Annotated in this window: 12 protein-coding genes; 1 reads left to right on the top strand and 11 read right to left on the bottom strand. The window is 71.8% G+C overall.

Annotated elements, in window-relative coordinates:
• Positions 1-19: 19 nt before the first annotated feature.
• From LZ198_RS17640 to LZ198_RS17615, 6 genes are all read right to left on the bottom strand, one after another.
• Positions 20-718, bottom strand: coding sequence for a hypothetical protein (locus tag LZ198_RS17640; protein WP_253973152.1), 699 nt, complete (start codon positions 716-718; stop codon positions 20-22).
• Positions 715-2,280: an AAA family ATPase gene (locus LZ198_RS17635; RefSeq protein WP_253973151.1), complete on the bottom strand. Its 1,566-nt coding sequence runs from the start codon at positions 2,278-2,280 to the stop codon at positions 715-717. Before LZ198_RS17635 ends, LZ198_RS17640 begins: the two co-directional genes overlap by 4 nt.
• Positions 2,281-2,342: 62 nt before the next feature.
• A complete protein-coding gene (locus tag LZ198_RS17630; RefSeq protein ID WP_253973150.1) occupies positions 2,343-3,113 on the bottom strand; it encodes a VOC family protein in 771 nt (256 codons plus the stop codon).
• Between the two features lie 180 nt (positions 3,114-3,293).
• Positions 3,294-3,791 (bottom strand): endo-1,4-beta-xylanase, encoded by a 498-nt coding sequence (locus LZ198_RS17625; RefSeq protein ID WP_253973149.1) that lies wholly within the window; start codon positions 3,789-3,791, stop codon positions 3,294-3,296.
• Positions 3,792-3,946: 155 nt separating this feature from the next.
• A complete protein-coding gene (locus LZ198_RS17620; protein ID WP_253973148.1) occupies positions 3,947-5,335 on the bottom strand; it encodes an ATP-binding protein in 1,389 nt (462 codons plus the stop codon).
• 88 nt (positions 5,336-5,423) lie between these two features.
• A complete protein-coding gene (locus tag LZ198_RS17615) occupies positions 5,424-7,169 on the bottom strand; it encodes a DUF6311 domain-containing protein (protein WP_253973147.1) in 1,746 nt (581 codons plus the stop codon).
• A 199-nt stretch (positions 7,170-7,368) separates the two neighbouring features.
• On the opposite strand from LZ198_RS17615, the gene LZ198_RS17610 reads away from it, so the two are divergent.
• Positions 7,369-8,847 carry a sensor histidine kinase gene (locus LZ198_RS17610; RefSeq protein ID WP_253973146.1) on the top strand — a complete coding sequence of 493 codons (1,479 nt, stop codon included), beginning with the start codon at positions 7,369-7,371 and terminating at the stop codon, positions 8,845-8,847.
• A gap of 4 nt (positions 8,848-8,851) precedes the next feature.
• Here LZ198_RS17610 and LZ198_RS17605 read toward each other — a convergent pair whose 3' ends face one another.
• The 5 genes from LZ198_RS17605 to LZ198_RS17585 form a co-directional block, all read right to left on the bottom strand.
• Entirely contained in the window at positions 8,852-9,889 is a 1,038-nt protein-coding gene (locus LZ198_RS17605) for a sensor histidine kinase (protein ID WP_253973145.1), read from the bottom strand.
• A gap of 1 nt (position 9,890) precedes the next feature.
• A complete protein-coding gene (locus tag LZ198_RS17600) occupies positions 9,891-11,552 on the bottom strand; it encodes an FAD-dependent oxidoreductase (protein WP_253973144.1) in 1,662 nt (553 codons plus the stop codon).
• A gap of 103 nt (positions 11,553-11,655) precedes the next feature.
• Complete coding sequence (locus LZ198_RS17595) at positions 11,656-13,701, bottom strand: DUF7151 family protein (RefSeq protein WP_253973143.1); 2,046 nt, start codon at positions 13,699-13,701, stop codon at positions 11,656-11,658.
• A gap of 47 nt (positions 13,702-13,748) precedes the next feature.
• Positions 13,749-15,677 carry a DUF7151 family protein gene (locus LZ198_RS17590; RefSeq protein ID WP_253973142.1) on the bottom strand — a complete coding sequence of 643 codons (1,929 nt, stop codon included), beginning with the start codon at positions 15,675-15,677 and terminating at the stop codon, positions 13,749-13,751.
• Positions 15,674-17,569: a DUF7151 family protein gene (locus LZ198_RS17585; protein ID WP_253973141.1), complete on the bottom strand. Its 1,896-nt coding sequence runs from the start codon at positions 17,567-17,569 to the stop codon at positions 15,674-15,676. Before LZ198_RS17585 ends, LZ198_RS17590 begins: the two co-directional genes overlap by 4 nt.
• Between the last annotated feature and the right edge of the window lie 22 nt (positions 17,570-17,591).

Here is a 17,591-nt window from a genome sequence, read left to right as displayed (position 1 = left end):
GTCGCTCCCGGGCGGGGCCTCAGGGCCGGCGGTCCTCCTCGCCCGGGATGCAGTACACGACGAAGACGAAGGCCATGAACACGCCCAGCATGCGCGTGCGCCCCATCTCGAACAGGAACAGCCGCAGCGCCACGCCGAACCAGAGGGCCACCAGCAGCCACCGCAGGGGGCGGTAGGGGATGCGCCCGAGCAGGATGCGGGTCCAGGCGCGGTGGGGCCTCTTGCGCGTCGTCCAGAAGCTCCCGCGGCCCTCCTCCTCGCGCAGCTTGCGCATCAACACGGCGTAGCGCTCGGCGTCCTCGTCGCGCTGGGTCTCCAACTGCTCGAGGTGGTCCGTGTGCTCCGTCTCCCGCCGCGCGCGCTCCTCGCGACGGGTTCGCCGGAGTCCTTCGTTGTACGCGTGCTGCTGCGGGGTGCCCAGGTCCGCGCCGCACTGCTGGCAGCGCTCCGCGAAGCGGCCGTTCTCCGACTCGCACACCACGCAGCGCGGGAAGGGCGTGTCGTCCTCCGAGGGCTCCGGCGGGGGCTCGAGCGCCACGGGGGGCTGGGCCTTGAAGCGCTCCAGGTGGGCCTCGGGGACCTCCGAGGGCGGCAGGTCGCGGCGCTCCGCGTGGGCCTCGAAGCGCTCCGGGCCCTGGAGCCGCGACGTGGGCTCCTGCTTCCCCCGCCCACCCCGGTCCTTCTCCAGGTGGAGGAAGCGAGAGAGTCGGTTGCTCATGGCGTCCCCCCGGACGGCGCGCTCGCGGAGGCCGGGCGCGTGCGGCCCCGGGCCCATTCGCGGGCCCGGCGAATCTCGTCCTTCATCGTCACCGACAGCGGGAAGGTGTCCTGGATGGTGCGCGTCAGGTGCCGCTGCGCCAGCTCCGTGCTCTCCGAGAACGCCTCGTAGAGGCCGGCCACCACCGCCTGCTCGATTTCGGAGCCGCTGAAGCCCTCCGTCAGCGTGGCCAGCTCCGCCAGGTCGAAGTGCGCGGGCTCCCGCTTCCGGCGGCGCAGGTGGATGGAGAAGATGTCCTGGCGCTCGGCGTGCGCGGGCAGGTCGATGAAGAAGATGTCGTCGAAGCGGCCCTTGCGCAGCAGCTCCGGCGGCAGCCCGTCGATGCGGTTGGCCGTGGCCACCACGAACACCGGCGCCGACTTCTCCTGGAGCCAGGTGAGCAGCGTGCCGAAGACGCGCGCGCTCACGCCACCGTCCACCGTGCCCGACGAGCCCATGCCGGACAGGCCCTTCTCGATTTCATCCACCCACAGCACCACCGGCGCCACGCCCTCCGCCACGCGGATGGCCTTGCGCAGGTTCTCCTCGGACGAGCCCACCAGCCCGCTGAAGATGCGCCCCATGTCCAGCCGCAGGAGCGGCAGGCTCCAGTGCGCGGAGACCGCCTTGGCGGTGAGGCTCTTGCCACAGCCCTGCACGCCCAGGAGGAGCAGGCCCCGGGGCTCCGGCAGGCCGAACTGGCGCGCCCGCTCCCCGAAGGCGGCGGTGCGCTGGGACAGCCAGCCCTTGAGGTGCTCCAGGCCGCCCACGTTCCCCAGCGTCTCCTCGGGAGGGTAGTACTCCAGCAGGCCGCTCTTGCGGATGACCTGGCGCTTCTCGTCCTGGACGCGCTTGATGTCCTCCGGGCCCAGCTTGCCGTCATGCGCGATGGCCTTGGCGAAGGCGTTCTCCGCCTCCGCCAGCGTGAGCCCCAGCGCCGCCTTGATGAGCTGGTCCGCGTGCTCGCGCGTCAGCTCGATGGTGGCCTTGTTGGTGCGGCGCACCACCGCGACGATCTCCTTCAGGAGGCTCATCAGGTCGCCGTACCCGGGCATGGGCACGTCGATGACGGACACCTCCTTCTCCAGCTCCACGGGGATGTTCAGCGAGGGCGACAGGAGGACGAGGGTGGTGAAGGTGCTCTTGAGGGCGTGCGACAGCTCCCGCAGCCCCCGCACCACGTGCTTCTCCTCCAGGTACGGATGGAAGTCCTTGAGCACCACCAGCGCGGGCTCGCCCAGCTTCTCGATGGCGGAGAGCGCGTCCATCGGGTTGCGGGTGTCCTCCGGCAGCACCGGCCCGCGCGTGTTGCCCACGTGGCGCAGGCCCTTGGTGATGGACCAGTGGAACAGCGCCTTGCCGTGCGCGCGCGCCAGCTCCGCGAGCACCGCGTCCACCCGGTGCTCCTCCCACGTCAGCAGGTACAGCAGCGGGTAGCGGGCCCGCACGAGGAGGTCGAGCTCCTCGAGCCAGGGTTCGACGGGACGGGAGGTGCGCGGGCCGATGGGAGGAGCGGACGACATTCTCCCGGCACTTTAGTGGGCGCCTCCTCCGGCGAAAATGGAGGCTCCCCGACCCGGGGGCCTCAGGAGGGCCTGGTCGGCTTGACGATGGTGAAGACCCCGCCCTGCGAGTCGCTCACCACGGCGAAGCGCCCGTAGGGCGAGTCCACGGGCGCCTGCTTCACCGCGCCCCCCAGCTCCGCGACGCGCCGGGCCGTGGCGTCCGTGTCCTCCACGGCGAAGTAGTTCATCCAGTTGGGCGGCACGTCCCGGGACCACGCGTCGCCCATCTGCATCACCCCGGCGACCACGTCCCGGCCCTTGTTCAGCGCCCAGTAGTCCATGTCCTCCAGCTTCGACTCCTGGAGGCCGAGCAGCTTCGTGTAGAAGGCCTTGTCGCGCGGCGCGTCGCGGGTGAGCACCTCGTGCCACACCATGGCGCCGGGCTCCGCCACCACCTGCGCGCCCGTGTGCTGGCGCGACTGCCACAGGCCGAAGGTGGCGCCCGTGGGGTCCACGCAGAAGGCGATGCGGTGCGAGTCCGGCACGTCCCGGGGCTTCATCACCACCTTGCCTCCGAGCTTCTCCACGCGGGCGCAGGCCGCGTCCACGTCGTCCACCTCGAAGTAGAGGTTCCACACCGCGAACCTCGGCTGGTCCGGGGGCTTCATCCCCAGCCCCGCGACGGTCCGGCCCCCGAGCTTGCAGAGGGTGTAGCCGTCCGCCTCCTTCGGGCCGATGTCGAACGTCCAACCGAAGAGCGCGCCGTAGAACGTGCGGGCCTTCTCCAGGTCCAGCGTCATCAGGTCCATCCAGGTCGGCGTTCCGACCTCGTGCTTCTCGATGGTGGGCATGCGGGCGCTCCTTCGGGAAAAGCCTCGGCCCGGAGGTCCCTCCTGGGTCCTGGCTGCCTCGAAGCTATTCACCCGACCCGTCGTGCCAGCACCCGCCGCGAGGCTCGCCTCCCAGGGCCCCGTGCGCGCGACACGGCGCACGGTCCGCCGCCACCTCGGGCGCGCCTTGGCGCCGCGGGCTCACATCCACTTGAGCGAGAAGCGATGGACGCCGTGCCGGCTGGTGACCTTCGCCTCGGTGACGATTTTACCGAAGCCCATGAGGAAGCCGCGGAAGGTGCCCAGCAGGAGCGAGGCGGGCAGGCGCGAGTGGCTCTCCACCTCCGCGGCCAGCGGCATGAAGGCGACGGTGCGGGCGTGCTCCGTCTCGGGCAGGCCGCGCACCAGCGCGCGCAGCAGCGCGCCGAAGTCCCCGAACACCTTCTCCACGGAGTCGAAGCCCATGGTGCGCGCCAGCGGCAGGGTGCGCATCGCCGAGCGCTGGGCGATGGCCTCCACCGCGCGGTCCCCCAGCGCCGCGTGCAGCTCCTCCAGCATGTGCACGTAGTCGTCCCACGCGTACCACTGGTCGTCGCGCATGGTGTTGATGGTGCGTTGGTGGTTGGGGAAGCGGGACGACGCGGCCGTCATCGAGCCGATGATGGCCTTGAACCAGGCCCCCTGGATTTCGCCGGGCATGTGGAGTTCCTTTCGAGGACCTCCACTCCACCCGCACCCGTCGCTCGCGGCCTAGGGGACCCCCGGGCGACGTGCACGAGGCGACGCACGACGCGGCCCTTCCGTCCGACGGTGGATGCCGCGGGCGTGAGGCGCCGGACATCCGTGTCGTCCACTCAGGCGGGCAATCGCACCTGGACCCGGGTGCGCCCGGGCTCGGAGAGGACGCGGATGTCGCCGCCATGACGCTCGACGATGCGGCGGCTGATGTCCAACCCCAGCCCCGCCGCCTGGGGGCGGGTGCTGAAGAAGGGCTCGAAGATGCGCGGCATCAGGTCGCGGGGGATGCCCGGGCCGTCGTCCGCGAACTCCACCACCACGCGCTGGTCCTCCGCCCACGTGCGCAGCCGCAGCGTCCCGCCGCGCTCACCCAGCGACTCCAGCGCGTTGAGCACCAGCTGCGTCAGCACCTCGTCGAGCGCGCTCGCCTCTCCCTGGACGCGAGGCACCGAGCGCTCGTACTCACGCTCCACGGTGATGGGGTGCCCGGACAGCCGGTGGCCCAGCTCCGCCAGCGCGCGCTCCAGGCAGTCGTGGATGTCCAGCGGGGCGGTGGGGCGCGCGTCGAGGAAGCTGTAGGCCTTCACGCCCTCCACCAGCGCGGACACGCGGGCCGACCCGCGCTCGACCTCCGCCAGCAGCACGTCGCCGCTCACCGCGGCCACCAGCCAGGAGAGGGTGTCGCGCAAAAGGGCCTCGCCCACGCGCGTCTGCACCGACTCCAGCCACGCCACGTCCAGGCCCGAGGCCACCAGCGCGGGCGCCACGTCCCACGCGTCCATCATGCCGCGCACCTCCAGCCAGGCCCCCACGTCCTCCTCGCGCTTCGTGCGCTCCAGCGGGGACAGGGCGGGGGTGGCACGGCCGCGGTCGGCGGCCTCGAGGGGCAGCGCCAGCAGCGCGCTGCGCTGGGCGGTGGACAGGCCGTGCTGGCCCAGGGCCATGGCGCGCGCGGACACCAGGCGCAGCGTGTCGCGCAGGCGCGTGGCGCTGCGGTGGGCGGACGACGCCGGGTTGCCCAGCTCCGGGGCCAGCCCCGCGACCATCTGCCCCGGCGTGGCCGAGGGCGGCTGCTGCGTGGACACGGTCTCCTGGGGCTGCGTGCGGGCGCTGGCCACCTCCATCAGCCCGCGCCCCAGCGCGGGGGCCTGGCGCAGCAGCTCCCAGAAGGCGGCGGGCTCCAACCGCAGCAGGCGCACCTCCGTCTGGGCATGGCCGGTGGTGGGGTAGGGCGCGTTGAGGAAGAGGACGACCTCTCCGAAGACGTCGCCCGCCTCCAGCGTGTCGGCGTGCGCGTCCTGGTTGCCCACGCGGCGCGTCCACACCGTGCGCCCCTCCAGGATGACGGACAGGCCGTCCGCGGGCTCCCCCTGGAGGGCGACCCTCGAGCCGGCGGGGAAGCTCAGTTGGCGGCCATGGCTGGCCATCCACTGGAGCTGCTCGTCGCCAAGGCGGGCGAACAGGGGAATCCGGCGCAGCGCTGTGACGATGTCCTCGCGACCCATGGCGGCCTGGATGCTGCCTGTCCCGGGGGAAGGGTGTCCATCCCTACGTCGCGTCCACCCGGCGGATGTCCGCGCGAGGATGCAAGTCTTATCGCAAGGGGTGCTGCTCCAGGGCCTGGGCGAAGCCATCCGCGCGCTGGCCGGCCACGCAGACGGGCATGCCCTCCAGCACGCCGCAGCGGGCCCCCGCGCGCAGGAAGGCGGGCAGCTCGCGGGGCGCCACCACGTAGACGGTGTCCGGGTCCACGCCGCCCGGACGCATCGTCATGTGGCAGTCCTCCGACACCGTGGGCGGCAGCCGGGACGCGTTGCCGCTGTTGAAGGTGAGCCGGTGGCGGTAGGCGAAGTAGCTCAGCGTGTTGACGAGCTGTTCGTCATAGGGACAGACCCACTGGATGTGGGGCGGGAAGAGCATGAGGTTCCGGTAGCCGCCCGCCTCCAGCCGCTCCCACTCCGGCTCCTGGAGCCGGCGCAGGTGCGTGGGCAGGAACAGGGCGCTCTTCTCCGTGCGCAGGTCCGCCGCGCTGGCGCCCACCGCCACCACCAGCGCCGCCGTGCCCACCCACGGGCGCGCGCGCCAGCGCCACAGCCACAGCCCCACCGCGCCCAGCATCAGCAGGTACGTCAGCGGCCAGATGAAGCGCCCGGACGCGCGGAACGCGGAGGTGAGCTGGGGCACGGAGGTGTAGAGCCAGCCCACGTCCAGGACCTGCTCCGTCTTCCACGCCACGCGCCAGGACAGCGCGTACACGGCCATGCCCAGCGCCACGACGCCGAGCGGCAGCACGCGTCGCCACGGGATGTCCCGACGGGGGCGCAGGAACGGCACGGCGACGAGCAGGCCCGCGGCCCACAAGCCCCAGACGCCCACGCCCAGGAAGGCGAAGCCCTCGTGCTGGCGCCACGTCGCGCGCATCCCGGGCACCAGCCGCGACCAGCCCTGCGAGTTGAACAGCGTGGACAGGTCCGCGGCGAACTCGCCGAAGCCCTCCGCCCCCAGCGACGCGCCGTGGAAGTAGCCCAGCGCGGCGAAGAGCAGCACGTCCACGCCCACCACGACCGCGGCGGCCACGAGCGCCTGCCACCACGTCAGCAGCCGCTCCAGCACCAGCCGCGTGAAGAGGGCCAGCGCCAGCGGCACCAGCATGGCCACGAGGTAGGGGTGGGTGCCGGAGCCCAGCGCGTTGAAGAGCAGGGCGAGGAGCACCGTGCGCTTCGCCGCGTCCCGGTCGGGGAGGGGGCGCAGGGCGAGCCACAGCATCGCCACCACCAGCCAGTGCGCGCACAGCGTGGGGTGGAGGAAGCGGGCCACGAGCGGCGGGGACAGCGCGAACAACAGGCCCCCCAGCGCCTGGTGCACCGGGCGCGGCGAGACGCACTCCACCAGCCGCGCGCCGAACCACCCCATCAGCGCGAAGCACAGCGCCAGCCACAGGCCGGTGTATTGGAAGTCCGGCGACAGCAGCCCCTCGAAGGGCTTGAGCACCACCGCCCACAGCGGGTTGCCGTCGTTGAGCGCGACGGTGGTGCCGTAGGGCCGGAAGTGGTTGGGCGTGAGCGTCAACGGCCAGCCCCAGGGCGCGTTGCGGTAGAAGAGCCAGCCGAACAGGTGTCCCGCCCAGTCGTCGCGCATCATCCATTCGATGTTCGAGGGAGGCACCACGCGCGCGCCGCCGAGGAACAGCAGGAACCAGCCCAGCCCCCCCAGCGCGGCCACGCTCCGCGCGACGAGCCCCGCGCGCGCGGAAGCCGCGGGCGGCTCGGAGGCGGGCGGGGGAGCGGGCGGTGGGGCGGCGGACGCCTCGGCGGTCGCCACGGGGCTTGGAACGGACATGGAACCTCGACGGAGGGCGGCACTGTAGGACCGCGCGGCGCGCGTTGGCCAGCCTCGGAGGGAGGGGGGATTGGGGAGGCTCGCGGCGGGTGGGTCGTGCGGCCGGCCGGGCGGCGGACGGTGGAGCACGACGGGCGAGCGGGGCGCGAGGTCGGGGCGCAACTTTGGTGGGAACCCCCTGGCAGGAAGGGCCGCCCGCATGGCGTTGCATGCCACATCCCACGTCTCCCTGGAGGAGCTGCGCGCCGTTCCCCTCTTCGCCGGCGCGGACGAGGAGGAGGCGGGACGGCTCCGTGAGGAGTCCGTCCTGCTGGAGCTGGAGCCCGGGGAGTGGCTGGGGCACGAGGGTGACCCGGCGTCCTTCTTCATCATCCTGGAGGGCGAGCTGCGCCTCACCAAGACGGTGGCCGGCGTGGAGACGCTCGTCTCCGTGTTCCAGGCGGGCGAGTTCCTCGGTGAGGTGCCGCTCCTGTTGGGCCAGGACCTGCTCGCGAGCAGCCGGGCGGTGACGCACTGCCGGCTGCTGAAGCTGGCGACGCGGGCCTTCTGGCAGATGCTGGCGGAGTGCCCCACGGCCAACCGGGAGATCCTCCGGAAGATGGCCGAGCGCAGCAAGATGCTCCAGTCCATCGCGCTCCAGCAGGAGAAGCTGGCCTCGCTGGGCACGCTGGCGGCGGGCCTGGCCCACGAGCTGAACAACCCCGTGTCGGCGGTGATGCGCGGCGTGCGCGAGCTGGCGGAGCGGCTGCGCGAGCTGCCCGGGCTGGCGCTGTCGCTCGATTGCCGCGCCATGTCCGGGCCCAAGGTGAGCGCGCTGGAGGCGGGCATCGCGCCGGAGCCGGTGCCGAGCGCCCCGCTGGACCGGGGGGACGCGGAGGACGCGATGGCGCGGTGGCTGGAGCAGCGGGGCGTGGAGGACGCGTGGGTGCTGGCCCCGGAGCTGGTGGAGAGCGGCTTGACGCTCGTGCGGCTGGAGCGGGAGCTGGAGGCGCTGTCGGGTGAGGTCCTCAAGGGCACGCTGCGCTGGGTGGCCGCGACGCGCGGCATCTCCATGCTGCTGGAGGAGGTGGGGCAGGCGGGAGGGCGCATCGCCTCGCTGGTGAACTCCGCGCGCGCGTACACGTACCTGGACGAGGCGCCCCTGCAGCGGGTGGACGTGCACGAGGGGCTGGAGAGCACGCTCGCGGTGCTGGCCCACCGGCTGCGCGGCGTGCGCGTGGAGCGGGACTACGACCGGAGCCTGCCGCCCATCACCGCGTACGGCACGGAGCTGAACCAGGTGTGGACGAGCCTCATCGAGAACGCGGCGGACGCCATCCGCGAGAACGGCGGCGGCACGCTGCGGCTGCGCACGCGGCGCGATTGTGACCAGGTGGTGGTGGAGGTCTGGGACGACGGCCCGGGCATCCCCGAGGACGTGCTGCCGCGCATCTTCGACCCGTTCTTCACCACCAAGGGCGTGGGCGAGGGCACGGGCCTGGGCCTCAGCATCACCCACCGCGTGGTGTCCACGCTGCACCAGGGCGCGCTGCTCGTCACCTCGAAGCCGGGGGACACCTGCTTCCAGGTGCGCCTGCCCTTCGAGCTGGGCGCGAACGCCTTCGTGCCGGAGGCCGCGCGTCCCCGCGCCCGCGTCGCCCGCGCCCGCGCGGAGCCGGAGGGGCTGCGCGGCGCGTGAGCCGTCAGGCCGCCGTGGGCGCGTCCAGGGGCAGCCGCACCTGGAACGCCGTGCGGCCGGGGCGCGACTCCACGCGCACGTCGCCGTGGTGCATGTCCACGACGATGCGGTGGGTGATGTCCAGGCCCAGGCCGGTGCCGTGGCCCATGGGCTTGGTGGTGAAGAAGGGCTCCCAGATGCGCGGCAGCAGCTCCGGGGGGATGCCCGGCCCGTCATCCACCATCTCCACGAGCAGCGACGCGCCGTCCCTCGCGGTGCGCACGGTGAGGTGGCCCTTGCCCGCCATGGCGTCGATGGCGTTGTCGATGAGGTTGGTCCACACGTGGTTGAGGCCGCCGGGCAGCGCCTGGATGCGCGGCAGGCTCCGGTCGTACTCGCGCTTCACCTCCACGCCGTGCTTGAGCTTGTAGTTGAGGAGCAGCAGCGTGTTCTCCAGGCCCTCGTGCACGTCCACCGGCTCCAGGTGCTCCTTGCCCGCGTGCGTGTACGACTTCACCGCGCCGGCCAGCTCGGCCAGCCGCGTGGTGCTCTGCCGCACCTCCGCCAGCAGCGCGCGCGTGCGCACCAGCGCCTCCAGCCACGCGAGCGCGTCCGGCAGGGATTGCGCGTCGAAGGCCTGGGCGATGGGCTCCAGCTGCTCGGTGCCGATGGCGGCGTCCAAGAGCGTGGGGGCCACGTCCCAGGCGTTGCCCAGGCCGTGCGCGTCCAGCCAGTTGGCGAGCGCGTCCTCGGCGTCTCCGCGGGTGAGCGGGTCCATGTCCCGCGTGGCGCCGCGGCCCTGGCTCTGGCGGCAGACGCGGAACAGCAGTTGGCGCTGCTCCACCGTGGGGGTGTGGCGGTCCAGCGCCAGCGACAGGTCCTCCGCCGCGTCCATGGCCTGGGCCAGCTGCTCGCTGGCGCGGCGTCCGGCGGAGGCCGGGTTGTTCATCTCGTGGGCCAGGCCCGCCGCGTGTCGGCCCAGCGCCGCGAGCTTCTCCTGGCGCAGCAGGGTGCCCTGCACGCACTGGAGTCGCTCCTTCGGGTCCTTGCCATCCGCGGACACGTCACACCTCGCTCAGGTATTGATGGATGAAGGAGATGGCGATGGAGCCCTCGCCCACTCCCGACGCCACGCGCTTGATGGAGGCGTGCCGCACGTCGCCCGCGGCGAAGATGCCCGGCACGTTCGTCTCCAGGAGGAAGGGCTCCCGGTCCGGCTTCCACCCCCGGGGCCGCTGCCCGCCCGACGTCAGGTCCGGCCCGGTGAGGACATAGCCCCGGTCATCCCGTGCCACCACGCCGTCCAGCCACTCCGTGCGAGGCACCGCCCCGATCATGATGAACAGGGCGCTGGCGGGCAGCGTGCGCTCGGCCTCGCCCTGGGTGCGCAGCGTCACGCGCTCCAGGTGGCCGGCGCCCTCCGCGCGCATCACCTCCGTGTGGAGCAGCACCGTCACGTTGGGTGTGCTGTGCACCTGCTCCACCAGGTAATGGGACATGCCGCGCTCCAGCGAGTCCCCGCGCACGACCAGCGTCACCCGCTTCGCGAACTGGGCGAAGTAGAGCGCGGCCTGGCCCGCGGAGTTGGCGCCGCCGATGATGAAGACCTCCTCGTTCTTGCAGGACACGGCCTCCGTGCGCGCCGCGCCGTAGTAGACGCCCGCCCCGGACAGGGCCTCCATGCCGGGCGTGGGCAGCCTGCGCCACTGCACGCCGGTGGCCACCAGGAGGGCGTGACAGCTCAGCTCCGTGCCGTCGCCCAGCTTCACGATGCGGTAGGGGTCCGCCACCCGGACGGCGCTCACCTCCTGGGGCGTGAGGATTTCGACGCCGAAGCGCGCCGCCTGCGCCACAGCCCTGCGCGCCAGGTCCGCGCCGCTCAGCCCCGCGGGGAAGCCCAGGTAGTTCTCGATGCGGGAGCTGGTGCCCGCCTGTCCTCCTGGCGCGCTGCGCTCCACCATGACGGTGCTCAGCCCCTCGGACGCGCCGTACACCGCGGCGGCCAGCCCCGCCGGGCCTCCGCCGATGATGACCAGGTCGTAGAAGGGCTTGGTGGCGCGGACCTTCAGGCCGATGCGCTCGGCCACGTCCACGTTGTCCGGCGCCATCAACCGGGTCCCGTCCGGGAAGAGGACCAGGGGCAGCTTCGCCACCGCCGCGCCCCCCGCCTGCGTGAGCAGCAGCTGGCCCTCGTCGCTGCCCTCCACGTCGAGCCACTGGTAGGGCACCTGGTTGCTGCCCAGGAAGTCCCGCAGCGAGTGCGAGCGGGGAGACCAGCGGTTGCCCAGCACGCGGATGCCCTCGAAGGAGGGGGGATGGTGGGCCCACCACTCGTCGAGCAGGTCCGACAGCACGGGGTAGAGCCGCTCCTCCGGCGGCTCCCACGGCTTGAGCAGGTAGTGGTCCAGCCGCACCTCGTTGATGGCGTGGATGGCGGCCTGCGTGTCCGCGTACGCGGTGAGCAGCACGCGGCGGGCCTCGTCGTAGAGGTCCCGGGCCTTCTCGAGGAACTCCACGCCCGACATGCCGGGCATGCGCTGGTCCACGAGGAAGAGGGCCACCGGGTCGCCGCGCAGCCGCAACTGGCGCACCGTCTCCAGGGCGGCTTCGCCCCGGTCGGCGCTCAGCACCCGGTAGTCCCGGCCGTACTTGCGCCGCAGGTCTCGCTCCACCGCGCGAAGCACTTCCGTGTCGTCGTCCACCGCGAGGATGACGGGCTTGGCCATGCGGTACGCTCCCCTTTGGAGAGAACGCACCCGCGCGGCTCCTGTGTCCCGGGCGGGGAGGCCGCCGCCCGCGGGACGGGCCGGAGACCAGGGGGCCAGGCCGCTAGGGCGAGCAGACGGCCGTCTCGTCGTTGCCTTCGGTGATGCGCGAGTCCGGGTCGCCCGTGAAGGCCGCGTCGGCGAGCGCCGTCACCGCGCAAGCGGCGAGCTGGGGGTTGTGGTGGACGTAGAAGGCGCCGGAGACCTGGAGCCGCTCGCCCATGTCGAGCGTCTGGAGCCGCGGGTGATGGGCCACCGTGAGCAGGGTTGCTTCGCGCAGGCGCTTGAACCCGGCGAGGCTGGTCAGGGCGTCGTTCTGCGCGACCTCCACGGCGGACGCCCAGGTCACGTTCTCGAACGCGGACAGGTCGGTGAGGAGCGGGTTCTGGGAGAGGGTCACCACGCCCGCCGCGGAGAGGCGCGGCGCCTGCGTCACCTTCGCCAGCTTCGCGTTCCTCGCGAGGCGCAGCTCCCGGCGCACGCTGGACAGCCGCGGGAAGGGGCCCGCGGATTCGAGCAGCGGGTTGTCGTCGACGAGCAGGTCGCGGACGTCTTCCAGCGCGGGCAGCGCGAGCGACGTCAGGTCCGTGTTCTCCATCACCCAGAAGTCTCCCCCGACATGCTTCAGGGACTCCAGGCCGAGGAACTCGTCCCTGAGGGCGTTGCCGATGACTTGGAGGTCGCCGTCGACGGAGGTCAGCGAGCGCAGCCCGTACAGGCCACCGAGCGCGGCGTTGTCGCGAATCGTCACCGAGCCCCCGACGGTCCGCAGGTTCATGAAGGGCAGGGTGGCGAGCGCGGGGTTGTCCCGGACGACCAGCTCGCCCTTCAGGGACTCGACGTAGGGGAAGGCGATCGGCGCCACGAGCGAGGAGTTCTCCGTGAGGATGAAGCTCCCCTGGGGGGCCAACCCGGTGATGTGGGGCAGCGTCGACAGCGTGGTGTTTCCGCTCAACTTCACCTGGTCACCCACCCAGATGGAGTGGGCCGGCGTCGGCCCGATGGAGCCCAGCCTCACCTGCGTCATCACGGTGTTGCCGATGAACTCCACGTCGTCCCCCACGAAGCGCAGGGCGGGGAGCGAGAGCGAGACGAGGTTGTAATTGCCCACGATGCTCAGGGTGCCGTCGATGGACCACAGCCCCGGCAGCTCCAGCGTCTGGAGGTCCGAATGGTTGATGATGAGGGAGCCGCGGATGTGGGTGACGGCCTGGAGGGCGGCGAGGTCCGCCGAGGTCCTCACCCTGTAGAAGCCGTCGAGGAGCGTCGAGCCACGGCAGACGTGCAGGGCGGTCTGGACCTCTCCCAGGCTCATCTCTCCATCGCCGTCCTCATCCACCCAGGCGTCGACGGCGAAGCCTTCGTTGGTGCAGTACTCGCTGGAGGGCGTCACCTTCCAACTGAAGCGGATCTTCGATGCCGGCCCGCAGAGGAACTGGGACGAGCGCACCTCGCCCGGGTCGAGCGCGTGGTCCTCGTCGAGGTCGATGCCCGCCTGGACGAGTGTCTGCGACCCCCCAGGGCAGAAGCCATGGGAGTCCAAGCCGGTGGAGTAGGCCCTCACGAGGAAGGGCGCCTTCTCCATGCAGGCGGTGAGCTCGCGGCCGACCTCGCCCGACGAAAGGACGCCGTCGCCGTCCATGTCCGTCCCCGCGCGGATGGTCTGCCCACCCTGGGGACAGGTCTCCCCCGGCGCGAGCTGCTCGGTGGTCACGAGCACCGCTGGAGGAGGGGCCGCGCAGACGAACTCGGTGGTCACCACCTCCGCGTCGTCCAGGAGGTCGTTCGCGTTGGTGTCGGGGCCGGACTGGACCCGGGTCCCGCCCAGTTCGCAGTGCTCGCCCCGGGGCTCGGACAGCCTGCGCGTCAGGATGGGCGCGGAGGTCGGGTTGCACAGGACCTCGGTCGTGGCCACCTCCGCGTCGCCGAGCACGCCGTCCCTGTTCCAGTCCGGGCCCGACTCCACCTTGCTGCCGCCGAGCGCGCAGGTCTCCCCCGCCGGCACCTCCGTCGTGCGGCTGACGGTCTTGGGGCCGATATCTCGCAGCGTGATGGCGTCACAGCCCATCAGCGTCACCACCGTCAGCATCGCCCCCCAGGTCCATCGCATGACGTGACTCCTGTTCGATTCGCCTCGTGACGAAGAGGCCCCTGGCCTCATGGGCAGGGCGCCGTGTCGTCGTTGCCTTCGAGGAAGAGGCCGTCGGGCGGGCCCGTGAAGACGTGCTCCGCGAACGTCCTGACCTGGCACGCGGGGAGCCGGGCATTGGCGCGGATGGAGAGGTCCTTGTTCACCGTCACGAGGGCGGGCAGCTCCAGCCGCAGCAGGTTCGCGTTCCGCTCCACGGAGAGGCTGCCCAGTTCTCGCAGGGCCGCCAGGTCGGAGAGCGCGGCGAGGGAGTCGTTGCTGGAGACGGTCAGCGTGCCCGTCCGGACCAGGTTCGACAGGCCGGACAGCGAGACCAGCATCGGGTTCGCCCCGATGCTCAGCGTGTCGAGGTCGGTGAGCCGGCGAAGGCCACGGAGGGTGCGCAGCGCGGGGTTGTCCTCGAAGATGACCGCCCGGTCGACGACCTGGAGCGCGTCCATGTCCCCGAGGTCGGTGAGGAGCGGGTTGCTGGTCACCCGCAGGGTCCCCACGCGACGCAGGGCCTTCAAGCCCATCGTGTGGGGCAACACGTCGTTGGAGTGGATGACGAGCTCACCGTCGACATTCGCGAGCTCGTCCAGCCCTCCGAGCGACTCCAGCGAGCCGTTGCGCTGGATGAGGAGGCTGCCGCCCACGTTCGCGAGCCGTGTCCCCACCGGCCGGCGCATGGCGGCGTTGTACTCGAGCGTGACGTTGCTGCCCACGCGAGCGAGGTTGGGGAGCGGCAGGCGCTCCAACAGGGGATTGGAGTGGACGGAGAGCTGGCCGGCCAACTGCTCGACGTGCATGAGGCCCGAGCGCCCCTCGGCATGCGTGAGCGCCCGGTTGTTGCTGACGACGACGCTCTTGCGGGGCACGAGGTAGGTGAAGCCCTCCAGGTCCGGCAGCGCCGCGTTGTTGTTGAGGTTCAGGCTGCCACCCACGAAGACGGGCAGGCGCTGGGGGAGCCCGAGCGCCACCTGGGTCAGCACGCCGTTGACCTCGATGTTCACGTCCCCGCCCACGCCGCGGAGGCGAGGCAGGTCCACCCGCTCCAGGGTGGTGCTGTTCCTGACGGAGAGGTCACCGTCGATTCCCTCCAGCGCGGGCAGGGACAGCTCGACGAGCGAGGCGCGAGGGTGCTCGACGACGAGCGAACCGCGGATGCGCGAGACGCCCTGGAGCGCGGCGAGGTCCACGGCGTCGTGGGCGTAGTAGCTCCCGTCGAACGTGTGGTGCTCGTCGCAGACGAAGTCGTACGCCTGCGGCTCGATGAGGTCGGCGCGTCCGTTGCCGTTCAGGTCGAGCGCGGCGATGACACGGGTGCCGCCCGCCGGACAGGCCCGGGCCGTCCCCTCCGGGTGCAGCTCCAGCACGACGTGGCTCATGGGGCCGAAGCACACGACGAGCGTGGTGCGCAGCTCGAAGTCGGACAGCTGCCCGTCCTCGTCCAGGTCCAGTCCGGCGTCCACCAGCGTGGCGGATTGGGAACAGGGCGCCCCCGGCGCAAGTCCCTCGCGAACCCGGGTGAGGACGGTCCGCGACCCCTCCGGCGCGCACGTGTAGACCTCGCGGGAGATCTCCGCGTCGTCCAGGACGCCATCGCCATTCAGGTCGCGCCCCGCGCGAGACACCTGTCCGCCCTTGGCGCAGCGCTCGCTCGGGGGGACGGTCTCGACCCGCACCAGCACCTCCGGCGTGGGCGTGAGGCAGGTGTACCGCGTCTCCGTCACCTCCGCGTCGGAGAGCACCTCGTCGCCGTCCAGGTCCAGGCCGACGCGGACGACCGTGCCGCCCAGGGGGCAGTGGCTCCCCGCGGGCTCGGGCTCCATGCGCATGAGGGGCGAGAGGGGCAACACCAGCTTTCCCAGGTCGATGTCGTCACACGCCGTCACCCAGGGAAGCAGCAGGGCCAGCCACAGCCCGCAGATGGGGGCTCGGGGGCGTCGCGCGCTCACGGTGCGCCCCCCGACAACGTGGGGGCCGCGCAGGTGGCCGAGTCGTCATTGCCCTCGATCTCCAACTGGATGGCGGTGAAGACGCGGGTGGCGAGCGCCTGCGCCAGGCACGTGGGCAGCCCGGTGTTGTTCCTGACGAAGAAGGTGTCCCGCACCGTCTCGAGGCCGTCCAGGCCCAGGCTCGTCAGCGCCGGGTTGCCCTGGACGTTGAGGGTTCCGATGGAGCGCACGTGGCGCAGCCCGGTGAAGCCCGTCAGCGACGCGTTGCCCAGCGCCAACAGGCTCCCCAGCTCCGTCACCCCCTCCAGACCGGAGACGTCTTTCAGCTCGAGGTTCGCCACGAACTCGAGCCAGGTGACGTTCGACAACACGGGGAACCGCCCCAGCCGCTGGAGCCTCGGGTTGCTCTGGATGCGGAGGTAGCCGTCCACGGCTTCGAGCACCGGGAAGGACGGGCCCACCTCCTCCAAGGCGAGGTTGTCGCTGAGCTCCAGCCCGCCCGTCCGCTGCAGGGCTTCCATGTTCGGGGCGGAGACCATTCGGGGGAGGGCGCCAAGGAACAACGTGCCGTGGACGCGGGTGAGCTTCGACAGCGCGGACAGGTCCTCCAGGAGGTCGTTCGCATGGATGGCCAGGGTTCCGCCCACCTGCTCGAGCTGGGTTCCCGGGAGGGACTTCATCGCGTGCAGGCCGGAGAGGTTCACCGTCCCTCCCACGGACCTCAGCACCGACCACGGCAACGAGGTGAGCTTCGGATTCGTGCCGAAGATGAAGTCGCCCTCGAGGGAGGTGAGGTACGTGAACTCCCCGCTGTTCTGGAGGACGGGGTTGTCCTCGACGCGGAGGCTGTGGCGCGGAATCACGCCGGTCACCCCGGACAGCGACGTGAGCGCGAGGTTTCGATAGAGCCACACCGTGCCCTCGACCCACAAGGGACCCGAGCCGAGCACGAGCGTCTCCATCGCGACGCTGTTGGAGACCGTGACGTCCCCCGCGACGAAGCGCAGCGAGCGCAGCTCCACCCGGGTCAGCGCGTCGTTCCATTCCAGGATGAGGTTGCCCTGCACCATCATCAGGGAGGGCACCACCACCTGCGTGAGCGCGGTCTGGTTGATGCTCAGCGAGCCCTGGATATGGGACAGGCGTTGGAGCAGCGCGAGGTCGGTCTCGTCGCGGACGAAGAAGTCGCCGACATAGGTGGACAGCGGTTGGCAGACGTAGGTCCGGGCGAGGACCTCCTCGTCCTCGAAGACGCCGTCACCGTCCGAGTCGATGCCCGCGTCCACGCGGGTCCCGCCGGCCGGGCACTGCGCGCCCAGGGGCTCGGGCGCCAGTCGCACGCGGACGTGCTCCTCCGTGAAGCAGAGCACGGCCTCGGTCTGCTTCTCCGTGGCGCCGAGCGCGCCGTCGCCATCCAGGTCCAGGCCCGCCTCGACCCGCGTCCCCGTGGTGGCGCATGGCCCGGGAGGCCCCTCGAAGGGGACCAGGCGGTAGCGCGCCACACCCTCCGGAGTACACGTGGTCACCTCCCGGGTGACCTCCGCGTCGGCCAGGCGCCCGTCGCCGTCGAGGTCCACGCCCGCCCGGAGCAGGGAGCCACCCCGAGGACAGGTCCCTCCCGGCGCGAGCGGGCTCGAGAGGATGACGACCTCCGGCTTCGCGGTGCAGAGGTACTCGACCCGCGTCACCTCCGCGTCGGACAGCGTGCCGTCCTCGTCCAGGTCCAGGCCGGAGAGGAGGGCCTTGCCGCCGTGCTCGCAGTTCCCGCCCGAGGCCTCGACCTCGATGCGGGTGAGGGCCGGGGGGCGCCGGACGAAATCGTCCAGGGAGATCGTGTCGCAGCCCGCGGTGGCCAGCGCGAGCGTCGTCAGCCAGAAACAGGAACGTCGCATCATCGAATCCCCGGGACGTGCC

It is taken from the genome of Myxococcus dinghuensis, from assembly GCF_024198235.1.
GTDB lineage: Bacteria > Myxococcota > Myxococcia > Myxococcales > Myxococcaceae > Myxococcus > Myxococcus dinghuensis.
This window is presented reverse-complemented; position numbering and strand designations above follow the sequence as displayed.